Origin of the sequence: Arthrobacter sp. SAFR-023, from assembly GCF_051965295.1 — a bacterium.
Classification (GTDB): Bacteria; Actinomycetota; Actinomycetes; order Actinomycetales; family Micrococcaceae; genus Arthrobacter.
In genome coordinates, this window is sequence record NZ_JBQCMF010000002.1 from 156,674 (window position 1) to 172,123 (window position 15,450).

Genomic DNA, 15,450 nt, shown 5'->3' on the forward strand with positions numbered 1-15,450 from the left:
CTCCTGCTGGACTTGAACCAGCAACCCTTCGATTAACAGTCGAATGCTCTGCCAATTGAGCTAAGGAGGAATGAAGCAGGTATGACATTAGCAAACGTTCTGCCGCAATGTGAAATCGGCGCCAGCAGTGGGCTCGAATACCCCTCCTGGGTATAAAAAAGTCCCCGTTCCGGAAGCCGGAACGGGGACTGCGCGCTCCTCCTGCTGGACTTGAACCAGCAACCCTTCGATTAACAGTCGAATGCTCTGCCAATTGAGCTAAGGAGGAATGAAGCGGGTACTAGCCTAGCAACACCCTGCCCGGAAACGAAATCGGCGTCTTTGGCTGTCCACCCTAGGCATCGGAGCGCAGCGACCGGCGCTCCATTTCGAGCATCATAAGCTCGCGGTTCAGCTGCTGGAACTCCTCAGGGTGGGCAGTGGCATCGAGCCGCTGCAACTGCCCCAGTTTGTCCGCCTTGATGCGGGTGATCTGCAGCTCGAACAGCCTGGCGAGGATGTCCCGGCAGTACTTCTGCACCGCTTCGGCAGTGTTGGCCGGCAGCGGCACCACGGCGAGCTCCGAAACCAGCGGCTGCAGCGGCTCGGGAACCTCCTGCCGCAGCGCTTCCACCCACTGCACGGCATCGCCGGAGAAGCCTGGAGCCGTGGCGCGGATGGCGTCGTGGATGGCCTGGTAGGCGGGCGTGGCGAACCGGGCGGTCGCGAACCGCTCCCAGGCCGCACCCCCCAGCATCGCCGGCTCCTGCAGCGCCACCTCGAGGGCCTGCCGCTCCATGGACGCCACCGGGTCCCGGGGATCGGGACGGTGGAAGGACGGAAGGACGCCCGACGGCGGGAGCGCAGCTACGCCGGGCACCTTCTGGCCGCTCGGATCACTGCCGCGCTTAGCGGCGGCCACCACTGCCCTGGAGACGTCCTCGATGGGCATTCCCAGCCACCCGGCCAGTTCCCGGGCATAGCCAGGCCGGAGCCCGGCGTCGCGGATCTGGGCCACCACGGGGGCGGACTCACGCAGCGCGGCGACCCGCCCCTCCACAGTGTCCAGGTTGTGCTTCCGCAGGGTGGCTCGGATGGCGAATTCGAAAAGCGGCCGCCGGGACGCGATCAGGTCGCGGACGGCGGCGTCACCCCTCGTCTGGCGCAGGTCGCAGGGGTCGGCCCCGGTGGGTTCGACGGCCACGTATGTCTGGGCCACGAAGCGCTGGTCCTCCTCGAAGGCCCGCAGGGCCGCCTTCTGGCCGGCCGCATCGCCGTCGAAGGTGAAGATGACCTCTCCCCCGGTGCCGTCGTCGGACAGCAGGCGGCGGGCAATCTTGATGTGGTCTGCGGCGAACGCCGTACCGCAGGTGGCCACCGCCGTCGGAATTCCGGCAAGGTGGCAGGCCATGACGTCGGTGTAGCCCTCCACCACCACCAGCTGCCGGTCCTTGGCGATGTTCCGTTTGGCAAGGTCGATCCCGTAGAGCACCTGTGACTTCTTGTAGAGCGTGGTTTCCGGCGTGTTGAGGTACTTGGGGCCTTGGTCGTCCTCGTAGAGCTTTCGGGCGCCGAAGCCGATGGTGTCGCCGGCGATATCCCGGATGGGCCAGATCAGGCGGCCCCGGAAGCGGTCGTAGATGCCCCGGTTGCCTTCGGAGAACATGCCCGTGAGCTTCAGCTCGGGATCAGTAAAGCCCCGGCCCCGCAGATGCTTGAGCAGCGCATCCCAGCCCTGGGGTGCGTAGCCGACGCCGAAGTGGTCGGCCGCTGCCCGGTCGAAGCCCCGCTGCTGCAGGAACTTCCGGCCCTCGGCGGCGCCGGCTGTCAGCAGCTGGGCGCGGAAGAACTCGTCGGCGATCTTGTGGGCATCGAGGAGCCGCTGGCGCTTGCCGACCTCCTCGCGGCTGGGACCCGTGCCGCCGTCCTCGTAGCGCAGCTCGTACCCGATCCGCGCGGCCAGCTTCTCCACGGCCTCATGGAAGGAGGTGTGGTCCAGCTTCTGCACGAAGGAGATGACGTCGCCGTCCTCGCCGCAGCCGAAGCAGTGGTAGCGGCCCACCTGGGGGCGGACGGTGAACGACGGCGAGCGCTCGTCGTGGAAGGGGCACAGGCCTTTGTAGGAGCCGAGGCCGGCGCCCTTGAGCGTGACGTAGCCGTCGACGACTTCCTTGATGTCCGTGCGCTGGCGGACTTCATCGATGTCTTCCCGCTTAATCAGCCCAGCCACGAAGCAATCCTAGTCTCTGGCCCACTGTCATGAGCAGCGCTTCCGGGGCATATGTGGACTGCTGAGTCCAACGTCACCACAGGGACGGCAGGCTGCCCACGAGCCGTTCGTACATGGCCAGTGCCGAGCCGTCCGTCAGCGATGCCACCTGGTCGATGACCACGCGGAGCCGGGCGGCGTCGTCGGCCGCTTCGCGCCAGTCAGCGGCGAACATCGGCTCGAGGTGCCGGTCCCCGGAAGCGTTCAGCGCCGTCACCAGGGCGTGGAGCACCTCGCGCTGGCGCTCGTAGATGGGCTGCCGGTGGTCGGTGGTCATCACGAACGTGGTGGCCAGGCCCTTCATCACCGCGATCTCCAGGACGGTCTCGTCCGGGACCATGAGTTCGGCGTTGTAGCGGGTCAGGTTCGCCGGGCCGTAGACGGTGCGGGTGGTTTCCAGCGCGCTCTGGCAGAACCTGCCGATGAGCTGGCTGGTCATGTCCTTAAGCGCCGCCATGGACTTGCGGCTGCCGTCCGCCTCACGCACCCAGACATCGGTGGCCTCCAGCCGGGCCAGGGCGGCGTCGATGGCGGCAGGATCGTTGTGCGGCAGGTACCACTGCTTGGCGTACCCCACGACGCGGGCCCGGTGGTCCGGGTTGTCCATCCACCGCAGCTGGAAGTGCCCGGCCACGATCGCGTCCTCGACGTCATGCACGGAGTACGAGATGTCGTCCGCCAGGTCCATGACCTGCGCTTCGAGACAGGACCGGCGTTCCGGGGCGCCTTCCCTGATCCAGTTGAAGATGGGCAGGTCGTCCTCGTAGGCGCCGAACTTGCTCGTGCGCTGGCCGTGGATCACGGGGGCGTCCAGGGCGGACCAGGGGTACTTCGCGGCCGCGTCAAGGCTGGCCCGGGTGAGGTTCAGGCCTGCCGGCCTGCCTTCCGGATCGAGCACCTTCGGTTCCAGCCGGGTGAGCAGCCGCAGGGTCTGGGCGTTGCCCTCGAACCCGCCGATCGCGTGGGCCATCTCATTGAGCGCCGATTCGCCGTTGTGCCCGAACGGCGGGTGGCCGAGGTCATGGCTGAGGCACGCGGTGTCCACCACATCCGGGTCGCAGCCCAGGGCACGGCCCAGTTCCCGGCCCACCTGCGCCACCTCAAGGCTGTGCGTCAGCCGGGTGCGGACGAAGTCGTCCGTGTCCGGGGCAACCACCTGCGTCTTCGCGCCGAGCCTGCGCAGCGCCGAGGAGTGCAGCACACGGGCGCGGTCGCGCTCGAAGTCGGAGCGGTACGTGCTCTTGGGCGGCTCCTCCACCCAGCGGGCGGTGTCACGGGTTTCGTAGCCCGGCAGTGCCTGCGGGGTGGTGCGGGCTTCCGCCAGCCGGCTTTCAGCCACCGGACACATCCAGTTCCGCCGCGGCGATGTCCCGCGACTGGTCCTCGTTCAGCTGGCGGCTGAGCAGCCAGTCCTTGGGCAGGGCCGGCTTCTTGGGTGAACCGGCGCGCCCGCGGGGCCCTTCGGAGTCGACGCCGGGATACGGCAGGTCCATGTTCAGCTGGTCCAGCAGTTCGCGAAGCACTTCGAGGGTGGGCACGGTGGCCAGTTTCGTCCTCAGGTCGCTGCCCACCACATAACCCTTGAAGTACCAGGCCATGTGCTTGCGGATCTCCCGCAGCGCCTTGTATTCGTCATTTCCGAAGGTTTCGACCATGAGTTCAGCGTGCCGGTAGACGCCCTCGGCCACCTCGCGCAGGCTGGGACGGTGCCGCTGGTCGCTGCCCTCGAACGCTGCCTGCAGGTCGCCGAACAGCCAGGGCCGGCCCTGGCAGCCGCGGCCGATGACGACGCCGTCGACGCCGGTTTCGCGGACCATCCGGACGGCGTCCTCGGCGGACCAGATGTCACCGTTGCCCAGCACCGGAATGTCCGGAAGGGCCTCGCGCAAGCGGGCGATGGCGGACCAGTCCGCCTGGCCGGAGTAGAACTGCGCCGCCGTGCGGCCGTGCAGGGCGACGGCGGCAACACCGGAATCGCGCGCGATCCGACCGGCGTCGAGGTACGTCAGGTGGTCATCGTCGATGCCCTTGCGCATCTTGATGGTCAGCGGGATGCCGCCCTTGGACGCCTCCCGGACGGCGGTCTGGACGATAGCCGTGAAGAGGTCGATTTTCCACGGCAGGGCCGATCCGCCGCCGCGCCGGGTGACCTTGGGCACGGGGCAGCCGAAGTTGAGGTCGATGTGGTCTGCCCGGTCCTCCTCCACCAGCATGCGGACGGCCGCACCCACGGTGACCGGGTCCACGCCGTAGAGCTGGACGGACCGGACTTTCTCGTCGTCGTCGTGCGAGATGATGCGCAGCGATTCCGGGGTGCGCTCCACCAGGGCACGGGAGGTGACCATCTCAGCCACGTACAGCCCGCCGCCGTATTCACGGCAGAGCCTGCGGAAGGCGGTGTTGGTGATTCCGGCCATGGGGGCGAGCACCACCGGGGTGTCCACGGTGATGGGGCCGAGTTTCAGCGGCGGAAGTTCCAGCCGGGGGGCGGGAGGCGTTGCTACAACAGTCACCCGTCCATTGTCTCAAAGGCGGGCAAATCGGGCAGAATCCCGGGCGGGACGCCAACGGCGGCGCTCAGTCCCGGTGTACTCAGTCCCGCTGGGTTTGGTCACGCGGCGCGGCGCGCCGTCCCCGCCGGGTCGCCGGCGGCGCGTCAGCTTCAGCACGTTCCCGGCCAGCCACCGCCGCGGCGGCCGCGAGCGCGCCGGCGTCGTCGACGTCGTCGGCCGTTATGGCGGCATGGCCGCCCGACCGGACGCCCGTGGCCTTGACCACCAGCACGGCGATCAGCGTGGTGACCGGAATCGCCAGGACCAGGCCGATGGAGCCGACCAAAGTGCGGATGACCTCCTCGGACAACTCGGCGCTGGTCAGCGCCTCCCCCAGCGGACGGTTGTAGAGCATCACGATGATGAGGATGGGCAGGGCGGCGCCCGCATAGGCGAACGCAATGGTGTACACGGTGGAGGCGATGTGGTCGCGGCCGATCCGCATCGCCGAGGAGAACAGCTTCCGGGCACTCGTGTTGGGAGCGAGTTCGTACAGTTCCCACACCGCGGACGATTGCGTGATGGTGACGTCGTTCAGCACGCCGAGCCCGGAGATGATGAGTCCGCACAGGATGATGCCGGAGATGGAGATGCTGTCCGAGATGTTCACGAGCGTGGCGGCGTCGTGGCTTCCCACGCCGGCGAGGTTCGCGGCGTCGGTGGCCCAGGCCGCGAGCAGGGCGGTGATGCCGAGCCCGAAAATGGTGCCCAGCAGCGCCGTCGAAGTCCGCGCCGAGAAGCCGTGCGCGAAGTACAGCACGCCGATCATGATCACCGTCGAGCCCACCAGGGCCAGCAGGAGCGGCGGTTTGCCCTCCACGAGGCCCGGGAGCATGAAGCTGCCCAGCACAAAGTAGGCGCCGACGAGGCCGATCAGGGCGCGCAGCCCTCGCCAGCGCGCCACGGCTACCACCACGACGGCGTAGAGGATGGCCAGCAGGATGATCGGCATGGTGCGGACAAAGTCCACAAAGATGTACGACGGCGACCCCTGGGCCGCCGGGGCATCGGCGCCGGTGGCAGCCGCCTGGGCGTGGGACAGGTTCAGGTAGCGGATGTTGTCGCCCACCTTGACGCCGTGCGACTTGGCGATGTCCGGGTTGATCACCACCTTGACCGGGTTGCCGCCCTTGTCCGGCTCGGTGAACGCGAAGGTGCATTGCGAGCCGCCGTCTGTGCTGCCCTGGGCTGTACCGTTTTGGGCTGCCGCGTCTCCAGCTGTGTTCTCTCCGGCTGTCGCCTGAGTGCAGCTCTCGGTGACGACGCGCTGGATCCGCCCGGTGTCGAAAGTGACTCCCGGGGCTGCGGCATACGGGTTGGCCAGGGTCAGGCCTTCCTTGCTGCCCGAGGGCCAAAGAGCGGCCATGGCCGCAAGGGTCAGCAGGGTCAGCGGGATCAGTACCGCAGCCAGAATCCTGTTTGCTTTCGTGCGGGCGGCCATCGCTTCAGCGGTTGGCTCCGAATGCCCTGTATGACCGTGGGAGTGACCTGCACCCATCAGCAGCTAAACCTCATGCTTGAACTCTACGGCGGCCGCCATAGGGTTGATAAATGAACGACGAAACGTCGGAGGATGCAGCAGTGAGCCAACGCCGAACTGACAACGAAGCGGTGCTGACGGTTCTGGCCCCGTCCGGTCCCACCCGCGGCGTGGCCCTGGTGTTGCACGGCGGCAAGTCGCGCAGCTTCGAGCCCGTCCAGGCCAGGCACCTGAGCCCGGCGCGGATGGTGCCGTTCGCCCGCCATCTGCACGGTGCCGGCAAAAAGCACGGCCTGGAGGTGTGGATCCTGCGGAACAGCGTGCGCGGCTGGAACGGCGAGGACATGACGCCACTGAAGGATGCACGCTGGGCGCTGGCCAAAATCCGTGCGGCGCATCCCGGCGTGCCCATCTACCTGCTGGGGCATTCGATGGGCGGCCTCACCGCCATCTGCGCGGCGGACGAACCGGACGTGGACGCTGTGGTGGCGCTGGCCCCGTGGCTCGACGGTGCCACTCCCGCCGCCGTGGTCACGGGACGTAAAGTGCTGATCGTGCACGGGGACGAGGACCGGTGGACCAGCCCGGCGGCATCACTGCGGTTCGCGCGGCGAGCGGCGGCGGGAGCGGCGGAGTTGAGGTACGTCTCGCTCCGCGGGGCCGGGCACTTCATGTTCCGGAGGGTCCGGCTATGGCACAGGCTGGCCACCGGGTTCCTGATGAAGGCCTTCTTGGAACGGACCGGAGTTCCCGAGGCAGGGTCCTCCGCGTCCGCCGCGGCCCTGGACAGGGTGCTGCCCCCGTCCGGCGAGGCACTGCCCCTGGTGCTGTGAGGCGACCCGTTCTGTGAAGCATCTTTCATGAGCCCGTTTGCGCTGGAGGCGTTCGTGGCCAGCCTGCCGTGGGCAGCCCTGGGCGTGGTGCTGGTGCTCGCTGTCACCTACGCTGTTGCCATCGGGGCCGGGGCTGACGGTACTGTGGCCGACGGTACTGTGGCCGCTGGCCAAGCACGGCATTCGGTGATGGACGTGGCGTGGGGCCCGGGCTTTGTCGTCATCGCGTTGATCTCCTTTGTCCTCTCGGCCGAGGAGGGCGACAGCGGCAGGCGGGTACTCCTGCTGGTTCTGACGGGCATCTGGGGCATCCGGCTCGGCACCCACATCGGCCGCCGGGCGCGCGGCGGCCATGAGGACCCCCGCTACGTGGCGTTGCTCAAAGGAGCACGCGGGTCCCGGAACGCCTACGCCCTCCGCCGTGTCTACCTGCCACAGGGCCTGGTGATGTTCTTCGTCTCGCTGACCATCCAAGTGGGCATGTTCGCCGCCGGTCCGCTCGGGCCTCTCGCTGTGGCAGGTTCGGCAGTATGGCTGACCGGATTCATCTTCGAGTCGGTGGGCGACCGGCAGCTGGAGCAGTTCAAGAACGACCCCGCCCGCAGGGGAACCGTCCTGAACACCGGGCTGTGGCGCTACACAAGGCACCCCAACTACTTTGGCGACGCCGCCGTCTGGGCCGGGCTGTTCCTCATTGCGGCGGAGTCCTGGCCCGGCTTCCTGACCATCCTCTCCCCTGCCCTGATGATCTGGACGCTGACCGCCAAGACCGGGAAGCCGCTCACGGAGAAGGCCATGTCCGGCCGCCCCGGCTACCGTGACTATGTGCAGTCCACCAGCGGCTTCATTCCCTGGCCGCCCCGGCGGCACTGAGATCCGGCAGCACCGCATGCCCTGGACCCCGGCCGGCAGCAACCGCTTCTACCGCCTCCTCGTAGGGGCAGTGCTATTCCTGCGGTGGCTGTTCGGGATCCGCCTGATGGTCACGGGACAGGAAAACCTGCCGGAGGGAAAAGCCGGCGCCGTCGTCGCCATCACCCACTTCGGCTATCTGGACTTCGCCGCCGCCGAACTTGTGTTTTGGGCGCACAACCGCGGGCAACTGCGGTTCATGATCCATCAGGGAGCCGCGGACCACTGGCTCGCGGGTCCCTTCATCAGCGCAACGGGCCAGGTGGTGGTGCCCTACGGTTCGGGAACTGCTGCGTACGACGACGCCGTGGCCAGGCTCCGTGCCGGCGACTACCTGGCCGTCCTTCCCGAGGCCGGCGTCAGCCGCAGCTTCAAGGTCCGCGAATGCAAGACGGGCGCCGTGCGGATGGCGGCGGAGGCAGGCGTGCCGCTCATTCCGGTCTCCGTCTGGGGTGCCCACCGGATCCTGACCCGCGGCAACGGCCTTCCGTTGCACCGCGTCGGGCGTGCTCCGGTACGGGTGCATATCGGCGAGCCGGTGCATTTGGCTGCGGGCATCGACGCGGAGGCTGAAACGGCGCGGCTCCGCAGGACGCTCCAGGCGGGAATCGACGCCGCCATCGCCAGCTTTCCCGTGGCGGCGCAGCCCGGCGACTGGTGGATGCCGGCGGACCTCGGCGGCGGCGCCATCTCAGAGGCGGAACGCCAAAGGCTCGATGCCGCAGACCTGGCGAGGGACCGCCGTCGTTCTTCCCGAACAACAGCGGCCCCTGAGGTAAATCCCCCGACTGAGTAGCAGATCAGGGCGTTCCCAAGGCTGGGAACGCCCTGATCTGCTACCTACTTTGGGGTGCTACACAGTTGGGTCAGTCGGAGACGACGAACGTCTCCGAGCCCTGGCGCCGGGCCTTGCCCGCTTCCATCAGGGGCTCGACGACGGCGCGAAGCGCTGTCATCGAATCGTCCACTTCCATGAGCACCGGGTATTGGTACGCGATGAGTGCCAGCAGGTCGCGGACCGCGGCCTGGGCCTCGTCGGCGTCCAGCTCCGGCTCATGGCCGACGAACACGTCGGAGGGGTGGTCGGAACTCCCCTGTGCATAGCTGATCGCGAAGGCCTGGATCTTGCCCTTGGGGGTTGCCGGCACGCCTGACCCGAAGGCGCTGGCTTTCGGGGCGCGCAGCACGATCGCGCCATGCGCACCGCTGAGCTCGTCCAGGAACAGTCGCTGCACCGTGCCGATGCCCAGTTCCCCCGGGCTGTCCCAGCTGTGGACGGACGAGTAGTACCGTCCCACGACGTCGGACAGCTCCACCGAACCGGTGGCCAGGTCCTGGATGCGCTCCGACGCCGCTTCCTCGGAACCGTCGCCGAAGACCGGCAGCTTCAGGGCCGCCGGCTCCACCACGACGAGTCGGGTGTGCTGGATCGGCGTGAGCCCCGCAGCTTCCGCGAAGGCGGCACCGGTGGTGCCCGGCTCCACCTTGCAGCGCAGCCGGGTGACGCCCGACGGCGACCCTTCCGCCTCGCGGCGCAGCATCATGAGCAGCGTGGAACCGATGCCCGACCGGCGGTGGTCCCGGGCCACTTCGACGTACACCCACAGCCGCTCCGGGTGCAGGCTGGCCTCGTGGACCACGCCGGCGGCGACCGGGATGGCCACGCCGTCGACAACGTCCTCGGCCACGATGCAGCGCCGCCACGGCGCGTTGCCCGAGGGCGCGAGGGTGCCGCGGAACTGGCCCGCCTGATCGGTTTCGGGGTCGCCCCAGACCTCCAGCAGCGCGAGGTCGTCGCCCTCGCGCCATTCACGGTATTGGATCGCCACGGCTAGGCGCCGATCAGCCGTGCGGCCAGGTAGCCCTCCACCTTGTCCAGGGACACGCGTTCCTGGCTCATGGTGTCGCGTTCGCGGATGGTGACCGCCTGGTCCTCGAGCGTGTCGAAGTCCACGGTGATGCAGAACGGGGTGCCGATCTCGTCCTGGCGGCGGTAGCGGCGGCCGATGGCTCCGGCGTCGTCGAAGTCGATGTTCCAGTTCTTGCGCAGCTGGGTGCCCAGGTCCTTGGCCTTCGGGGAGAGGTCCTCGTTGCGGCTGAGCGGCAGCACAGCAGCCTTGACCGGGGCGAGCCGCGGGTCAAGCTTGAGCACGGTGCGGACGTCCACGCCGCCCTTGGCGTTGGGTGCCTCGTCCTCGGTGTAGGCGTCGATGAGGAACGCCATGAAGGACCTGGTCAGGCCGGCGGCCGGCTCGATCACGTACGGGGTGAACCGCTCGTTGGTGGCCTGGTTGAAGTAGCTGAGGTCCGTCCCGGAGGCCTTGGCGTGCGTGGAGAGGTCGAAGTCGGTGCGGTTGGCGATGCCTTCCAGCTCGCCCCACTCGGAGCCCTGGAAGCCGAAGCGGTACTCGATGTCCGTGGTGCCCTTGGAGTAGTGGCTGAGCTTTTCCAGCGGGTGCTCGAAGAAGCGCAGGTTCTCCTCGCGGATGCCCAGGCCGGTGTACCAGGACATGCGCTCCTTCATCCAGTACTGGTGCCACTCTTCGTCCGTGCCCGGCTCCACGAAGAATTCCATTTCCATCTGCTCGAACTCACGGGTGCGGAAGATGAAGTTTCCGGGCGTGATCTCGTTGCGGAAGGACTTGCCGATCTGGCCGATGCCGAACGGCGGCTTCTTCCGGGAGGTGGTGAGCACGTTGTTGAAGTTCACGAAGATGCCCTGCGCGGTTTCGGGGCGCAGGTAGTGCAGGCCTTCCTCGCTGGCCACCGGGCCCAGGAAGGTCTTCAGGAGGCCGGAGAATTCCTGCGGCTCGGTCCATTCACCGCGGGTTCCGCAGTTGGCGCAGGCGATGTCCTTGAGGCCGTTCTCGGCCGGGCGGCCCTTCTTCTCCTCGTATTCCTCTTCGAGGTGGTCGGCACGGTAGCGCTTGTGGCAGGAGAGGCACTCAACGAGCGGGTCGGAGAAGACGTCCACGTGGCCCGAGGCTTCCCAGACCTGGCGGGGCAGGATCACGGAGGAGTCCAGGCCCACCACGTCCTCGCGGCCCCGCACCACGGACTGCCACCACTGGCGCTTGATGTTTTCCTTCAGCTCGGCACCGAGGGGTCCGTAGTCCCATGCGGAACGCGAGCCTCCGTAGATCTCGCCGGCCTGGAAAACGAAGCCTCTCCGCTTGGAAAGGGAAATGACCTGGTCGAGGACGGATTTTGCTGCCATGGGAACTCCAATTTCTACAGGGCCGCTGGGTGCGGTCCGCGGTGTCTGTGGCCCTGGACCGCGGCTGGATGCCGGGCGGGGGCGTGGGAAAGGGAAAACAGTGCAGGAAGCTGCGAGACCTAGCCTACCGGGAGCTGCCTCCGGAAGGCGCCCTCATCTGCGGAAAGCGCCGGATCACTTCCGACAGGCGCCCCGTCACCTTCGGAACGCACCCCGTCACCTTCGGAACGCGCCCCGGGGCCAGGGCAGGGTGGCCACGACGATGGAAGCGAGGGTCAACAGGGTCCCCAGGATCGTGGCAGCCTCCACCACGGTACCCGGCGTCGGCGCCAGCAGGTCCAGGCCGAGCGACCCCAGCAGCTGGCCGGCGATCATGCCGAGGCCCGTCACCAGCACCCCGAGGCTGCGCACCAGCAGCGCGCCGAGGCCGATGAACACGCACCCCATGGGCCCGCCGAGGTAGTACCACCATTCCGCCGGCAGCGGATTGGCCGGCCCGGCGACGGCCACCTTGACGGACCAGGCCACCCACAGCACGCAGGTGCCCGCGATGAAGTTCACCAGCGTGGCCGCGATCGGGGTGCCGTAGTGCACGGTGGCGGTGCCATTCATGGCCTGCTGGAAGCTCATGAGGAAACCGGCAAGGACCGGCAGGATGATCGGAAGCAGCAGCGCTGCGGGGTCGGCCGCCGCGCCTCCGGCGAAGCGGGGTGACACCGCCCAGGCGACGGCGGCGATGGTGAGGATGCAGCCGATGACCCGGATGCCGGTCACCGACTTCTTGCCCGCCGGACCGATGCCCAGGCGGTCCACAAGGAGTCCGCTGAGTGTCTGTCCGGTGACGGTTGCCACGGTGAAGAGGGCGATGCCCAGCAGCCCCACGGTGAAGGACTGCGCGAAGACAAAGAATGCACCAATGCCGCCTGCGAGCGCGTAGTACGGCGGGAAGCGGCGTTCCCGCAGCGACGGCAGGATCCGGGCGAGGCCGGCCCGCCCGCGGGGAGCCAGCAGGGACACGACGACCATCACGATCAGCCCGGTGCTGAAACTGACGACGGCGGCGGCAATGCCGTCACCGAGGCGTGCACCAAGTGCCCCGTTGATCCGTCCCTGGACGGGAATGGCAAGGCCGGAGGCCACGGCCATCGGGAGGCCGACGGCAAGCGGCAGCCGGGGTGCATGGGTCATTCGTTTCACCTTACGTCAGGCATCATTACTGGTATGAGCAACCCGGAAATCGAAGAGATCACCATCCGCGACACCATGATCCGCCTGGGCCAGCTCCTGAAGCTCGCCAACCTCGTGGAGGACGGCGTGGAGGCAACGGAGCTGATCAAGAACGGCCTGGTCAAGGTCAACGGCGAGATCGACGACCGTCGCGGCCGGCAGCTTCACAACGGCGACACCGTGACCGTGAACGGTCAGACTGTCCGGGTCAGCGCCCCCCAGACGTAAAGCTTGCTTCGCTAAAAGGGGCTTACTTGTTCAGCACCTCGTGGGTGAGGAACTCGGACACGTGCCCGATCTCCTGGGCGTTGATGCCGTGCCACATGCCGGTGTAGAGGACCTTGGTCAGCTTCACGTGCTTGCGCACCCAGCCCATCGTGTAGTCGATCTTGTCCGGCGTGATGACCGGATCCTGCTGGTCCCGGCCCCAGAACAGCGGCACTGTTCCGTCCAGCTCGGCGTCGCGGAACTCGCCGTCGGACTCCGCGTTAACCACAAAACCTGAAAGTCCGACGACGGCGGCAAAGTCAGCGGGCCGCTGCCGGAGCAGCGTGGTGGCCATGGCCATGCCCATCGAAAAGCCGAGAAGGGTTACGGACGGGTGGTTGGCCTTGACCGTGTCCAGCCAGTCCAGCACGTACGCCGACGCGTCCTTGACGGCGTCGACGGAGTATTCGATCGAGCCGGTCAGCGGGAACCAGGAAAAACCCGGGCCCATGGCGATGGGGGCGCGGACCGATGCAACCGCGAAATCGTCCGGGAGCATGTCAGCCAGGCTGAGGAGGTCCTGCTCGTTCGCGCCGTAGCCGTGCAGCAGGACGAGCAGTGGCTTGCCGGCCCTGGCTTCCTCAGGCTTGGACCACAGAACAACGGGGGCAGGAAAGGAGTCGGCTAAAGTCATGGCTCCATTCTTACAGCTACCCACTGGTAGCAACCTACGGTGGCGTGGCCGGGCGCTGGCGGTACAGGATGGAACTCCGAAGGTGACCGAACTGACAACGGTGAGGAGCGGCGTCCGGCATGGAACCCCATGAGGTGCTGCGGACGCGGCTGGCCGGCCAACAGCTGAGGGAGCCGCGGGCGGCCACGGCGGAGGAAGCCGTGAAGAACCTGCTGGCCGTCCAGGCGCAGGAGTTCCCCTATGCGCGATGGTCCCTGGCCCAGCGGACCGGTGGAGCGACGGCCGCCGATGTGGAGCAGGCACTTGCCGACGGCCGCATTCTCCGGACCCACATCCTCCGGCCCACCTGGCATTTTGTGCACCGCGATGACCTGCCCTGGCTGCGGGCCCTGTCCGCACCCCGGCTGCACCAGGCGAATGGCGGCACCTACCGCAGCACCGGGATCGACAATGAGGCGGCGTCCAGGAGCGCCGACGTGCTCGCGGAAGCGGTGGCCGGCGGGGTGCATCTCACGCGTGAGCAACTGGCCGCCAGGCTTCAGGGTGCCGGCTTCGCCGCGAGGGGACTCCTCCTCGCGTACCTGATCATGCATGCCGAAATCAGCGGGGTGCTGGCGAGCGGCGCGCCCGTGAGAAGTCCCGGCGGCGCGCTGCGGCAGACGTATGCGGCGTACGACGAGCGCGTCGCCGGGGCCGCACCGGCTGCCATGCCCTCCCGGGAGGAGTCGTTGGCGGCCCTGGCGCTGAGGTATTTCGGGAGCCGCGGGCCCGCCACAGTGCGGGACTGCGCGGACTGGTCCGGACTCACGATGACTGATGTGCGCAAGGGGCTGGCGCTGGCGGAGGAGATCGCTCCGGGCGCCATCGTTGCGGCCAGCTTCGACGGGGCGGACTTCTACCTTCGGCCGCCGGATTCCGCAGGGGAGACATTGCACGGTGGCGGACCGGGGCGGGGCTCGGAACCGGAGGGGGCCGGGAATGGGCGGCCGCAGATCGATCTGGTCCAGTGCTACGACGAATACATCATGGGCTACTCAGTCTCACGGCATTACTTCGGCGGAACCGCGCCCGCCTATCCCTTTGGCGACACTCCCATGCATGTAGTCCTGGCGGACGGCATGCTGGCCGGCTCCTGGCGGCACTCGCTGGTCCGGCGCGGGTCCGCCGCGCAGGGCTGCGAACTCGACATCCGCCTCTCCCGGCCGCTGGGAGACGCTGCCGAGCAGGCCGTGGAGACTGCTGTAGCCCGGTACGCGGACTTCCTCGAAGTGCCGACTGTCCGGGTTCCGGCGGGTTCCTGAGCTCCAGCGCGGCCTTCCGGTACAGCCGGGCGGTCCCGGAATCCTGGCGGGTTTCCTGACAGGACTAAGCTGGAATGGACACTCACCGGGAGGCTTCACCGTGTTCGACTTGTTTTTCTGGATCATCATTCTGGCCGTCCTGATTCCCATGGGCATGCGGATGTACCGGCGGTCAGTCCAACAGCGCAACCAGGGGCCCGGCCTGCCCGGACAGTACCCGGGCCAGTTTCCCGGTCAGGGACCCGACCAGTTCGGCAACCAGCCGGGCAGCCCGTTCGGAGGCCCGTTCCAGGGCCGTCCGGACAACCGGCCGCGGGACGGCTACACGCAGCAGGACTACTTCGGCGGCGGCTTGGGATTCCCCCAGCGCGGTGGCAGGGACGAACTTCCGCCCCTGAACCAGCCTTACCCGGATCAGCAGAACCCGCAGTACCCGAACCAGCCGTATCCCAACCAGCCGTATCCCAACCAGCCCGGCCCTGGCGGCACCGGCGCGCCGTCCTGGCAGCAGGGACAGGTTCCCTATGAGGACAGCCCGGAATACCATGCCAACCCGCCCCAGCCACAGCAAAATCCGTCTCCTGCCACCGGACCTGCACCCTCGACTCCCCCGCCGCCGTCGGCTCCCCAGGGGTTCCGTGCACGGAAACTGGCGGAACTGGACCAGCAGTACAGCGAAGGCCAGCTCTCCATGGAGGAGTACATGGCCCGGCGCAACGACATCATGAACGGGTAGGCCGAGGGATAGCTCCCGCTGAGCCGGAGTTTTTGTCCAGATA

At 67.8% G+C, this 15,450-nt stretch carries 14 protein-coding genes and 2 tRNA genes; 6 read left to right on the forward strand and 10 right to left on the reverse strand.

Annotated elements, in window-relative coordinates:
- The 6 genes from ACTHQX_RS02960 to ACTHQX_RS02985 form a co-directional block, all read right to left on the reverse strand.
- A tRNA-Asn gene (locus ACTHQX_RS02960) sits at positions 1 to 68 on the reverse strand.
- 127 nt (positions 69 to 195) lie between these two features.
- Positions 196 to 268, reverse strand: a tRNA-Asn gene (locus tag ACTHQX_RS02965).
- A gap of 66 nt (positions 269 to 334) precedes the next feature.
- Entirely contained in the window at positions 335 to 2,209 is a 1,875-nt protein-coding gene (dnaG, locus tag ACTHQX_RS02970; protein ID WP_440155546.1) for a DNA primase, read from the reverse strand.
- 73 nt (positions 2,210 to 2,282) lie between these two features.
- Positions 2,283 to 3,596 carry a deoxyguanosinetriphosphate triphosphohydrolase gene (locus ACTHQX_RS02975; RefSeq protein WP_440155548.1) on the reverse strand — a complete coding sequence of 438 codons (1,314 nt, stop codon included), beginning with the start codon at positions 3,594 to 3,596 and terminating at the stop codon, positions 2,283 to 2,285.
- The gene (gene dusB / locus ACTHQX_RS02980; RefSeq protein WP_236807809.1) at positions 3,580 to 4,761 is read right to left on the reverse strand and encodes a tRNA dihydrouridine synthase DusB; all 1,182 of its coding nucleotides are present in this window, start codon (positions 4,759 to 4,761) and stop codon (positions 3,580 to 3,582) included. Before dusB ends, ACTHQX_RS02975 begins: the two co-directional genes overlap by 17 nt.
- Positions 4,762 to 4,840: 79 nt before the next feature.
- Positions 4,841 to 6,241 carry a YibE/F family protein gene (locus ACTHQX_RS02985; RefSeq protein ID WP_440155549.1) on the reverse strand — a complete coding sequence of 467 codons (1,401 nt, stop codon included), beginning with the start codon at positions 6,239 to 6,241 and terminating at the stop codon, positions 4,841 to 4,843.
- A gap of 110 nt (positions 6,242 to 6,351) precedes the next feature.
- On the opposite strand from ACTHQX_RS02985, the gene ACTHQX_RS02990 reads away from it, so the two are divergent.
- Genes ACTHQX_RS02990 through ACTHQX_RS03000 form a run of 3 tightly spaced genes read left to right on the forward strand, consistent with a single transcriptional unit; the run spans position 6,352 to position 8,821 of the window.
- Positions 6,352 to 7,113, forward strand: coding sequence for an alpha/beta hydrolase (locus tag ACTHQX_RS02990; RefSeq protein WP_440155551.1), 762 nt, complete (start codon positions 6,352 to 6,354; stop codon positions 7,111 to 7,113).
- A 27-nt stretch (positions 7,114 to 7,140) separates the two neighbouring features.
- A complete protein-coding gene (locus ACTHQX_RS02995) occupies positions 7,141 to 7,986 on the forward strand; it encodes a DUF1295 domain-containing protein (RefSeq protein ID WP_440155552.1) in 846 nt (281 codons plus the stop codon).
- 16 nt (positions 7,987 to 8,002) lie between these two features.
- On the forward strand, positions 8,003 to 8,821 hold the full coding sequence (locus tag ACTHQX_RS03000; protein WP_440155554.1) for a lysophospholipid acyltransferase family protein: 819 nt from the start codon (positions 8,003 to 8,005) through the stop codon (positions 8,819 to 8,821).
- A gap of 70 nt (positions 8,822 to 8,891) precedes the next feature.
- Here ACTHQX_RS03000 and ACTHQX_RS03005 read toward each other — a convergent pair whose 3' ends face one another.
- The 3 genes from ACTHQX_RS03005 to ACTHQX_RS03015 form a co-directional block, all read right to left on the reverse strand.
- Entirely contained in the window at positions 8,892 to 9,854 is a 963-nt protein-coding gene (locus tag ACTHQX_RS03005; RefSeq protein ID WP_440155555.1) for a GNAT family N-acetyltransferase, read from the reverse strand.
- A 2-nt stretch (positions 9,855 to 9,856) separates the two neighbouring features.
- Positions 9,857 to 11,242: a glycine--tRNA ligase gene (locus tag ACTHQX_RS03010; protein WP_102970794.1), complete on the reverse strand. Its 1,386-nt coding sequence runs from the start codon at positions 11,240 to 11,242 to the stop codon at positions 9,857 to 9,859.
- A 216-nt stretch (positions 11,243 to 11,458) separates the two neighbouring features.
- Positions 11,459 to 12,430, reverse strand: coding sequence for a DMT family transporter (locus ACTHQX_RS03015; protein ID WP_440155556.1), 972 nt, complete (start codon positions 12,428 to 12,430; stop codon positions 11,459 to 11,461).
- A 33-nt stretch (positions 12,431 to 12,463) separates the two neighbouring features.
- Between ACTHQX_RS03015 and ACTHQX_RS03020 the strand changes: the two genes are divergently transcribed.
- A complete protein-coding gene (locus ACTHQX_RS03020) occupies positions 12,464 to 12,697 on the forward strand; it encodes an RNA-binding S4 domain-containing protein (protein ID WP_440155557.1) in 234 nt (77 codons plus the stop codon).
- Between the two features lie 22 nt (positions 12,698 to 12,719).
- Here ACTHQX_RS03020 and ACTHQX_RS03025 read toward each other — a convergent pair whose 3' ends face one another.
- Positions 12,720 to 13,370, reverse strand: coding sequence for an alpha/beta hydrolase (locus ACTHQX_RS03025; RefSeq protein ID WP_440155558.1), 651 nt, complete (start codon positions 13,368 to 13,370; stop codon positions 12,720 to 12,722).
- A 119-nt stretch (positions 13,371 to 13,489) separates the two neighbouring features.
- On the opposite strand from ACTHQX_RS03025, the gene ACTHQX_RS03030 reads away from it, so the two are divergent.
- Together ACTHQX_RS03030 and ACTHQX_RS03035 are read left to right on the forward strand one after the other, a co-directional pair.
- Positions 13,490 to 14,671: a winged helix DNA-binding domain-containing protein gene (locus ACTHQX_RS03030; protein WP_440155559.1), complete on the forward strand. Its 1,182-nt coding sequence runs from the start codon at positions 13,490 to 13,492 to the stop codon at positions 14,669 to 14,671.
- Between the two features lie 100 nt (positions 14,672 to 14,771).
- Positions 14,772 to 15,407: a hypothetical protein gene (locus ACTHQX_RS03035; protein ID WP_440155561.1), complete on the forward strand. Its 636-nt coding sequence runs from the start codon at positions 14,772 to 14,774 to the stop codon at positions 15,405 to 15,407.
- Positions 15,408 to 15,450 lie beyond the last annotated feature (43 nt).

Coding starts and splice junctions, on each gene's coding strand:
- ACTHQX_RS02975 (WP_440155548.1), bottom strand. CDS start 3,596: ATGTGTCCGGTGGCTGAAAGCCGGCTGGCGGAAGCCCGCACCACCCCG.
- ACTHQX_RS02985 (WP_440155549.1), bottom strand. CDS start 6,241: ATGGCCGCCCGCACGAAAGCAAACAGGATTCTGGCTGCGGTACTGATC.
- ACTHQX_RS02990 (WP_440155551.1), top strand. CDS start 6,352: ATGAACGACGAAACGTCGGAGGATGCAGCAGTGAGCCAACGCCGAACT.
- ACTHQX_RS02995 (WP_440155552.1), top strand. CDS start 7,141: ATGAGCCCGTTTGCGCTGGAGGCGTTCGTGGCCAGCCTGCCGTGGGCA.
- ACTHQX_RS03000 (WP_440155554.1), top strand. CDS start 8,003: ATGCCCTGGACCCCGGCCGGCAGCAACCGCTTCTACCGCCTCCTCGTA.
- ACTHQX_RS03010 (WP_102970794.1), bottom strand. CDS start 11,242: ATGGCAGCAAAATCCGTCCTCGACCAGGTCATTTCCCTTTCCAAGCGG.
- ACTHQX_RS03015 (WP_440155556.1), bottom strand. CDS start 12,430: ATGACCCATGCACCCCGGCTGCCGCTTGCCGTCGGCCTCCCGATGGCC.
- ACTHQX_RS03020 (WP_440155557.1), top strand. CDS start 12,464: ATGAGCAACCCGGAAATCGAAGAGATCACCATCCGCGACACCATGATC.
- ACTHQX_RS03025 (WP_440155558.1), bottom strand. CDS start 13,370: ATGACTTTAGCCGACTCCTTTCCTGCCCCCGTTGTTCTGTGGTCCAAG.
- ACTHQX_RS03030 (WP_440155559.1), top strand. CDS start 13,490: ATGGAACCCCATGAGGTGCTGCGGACGCGGCTGGCCGGCCAACAGCTG.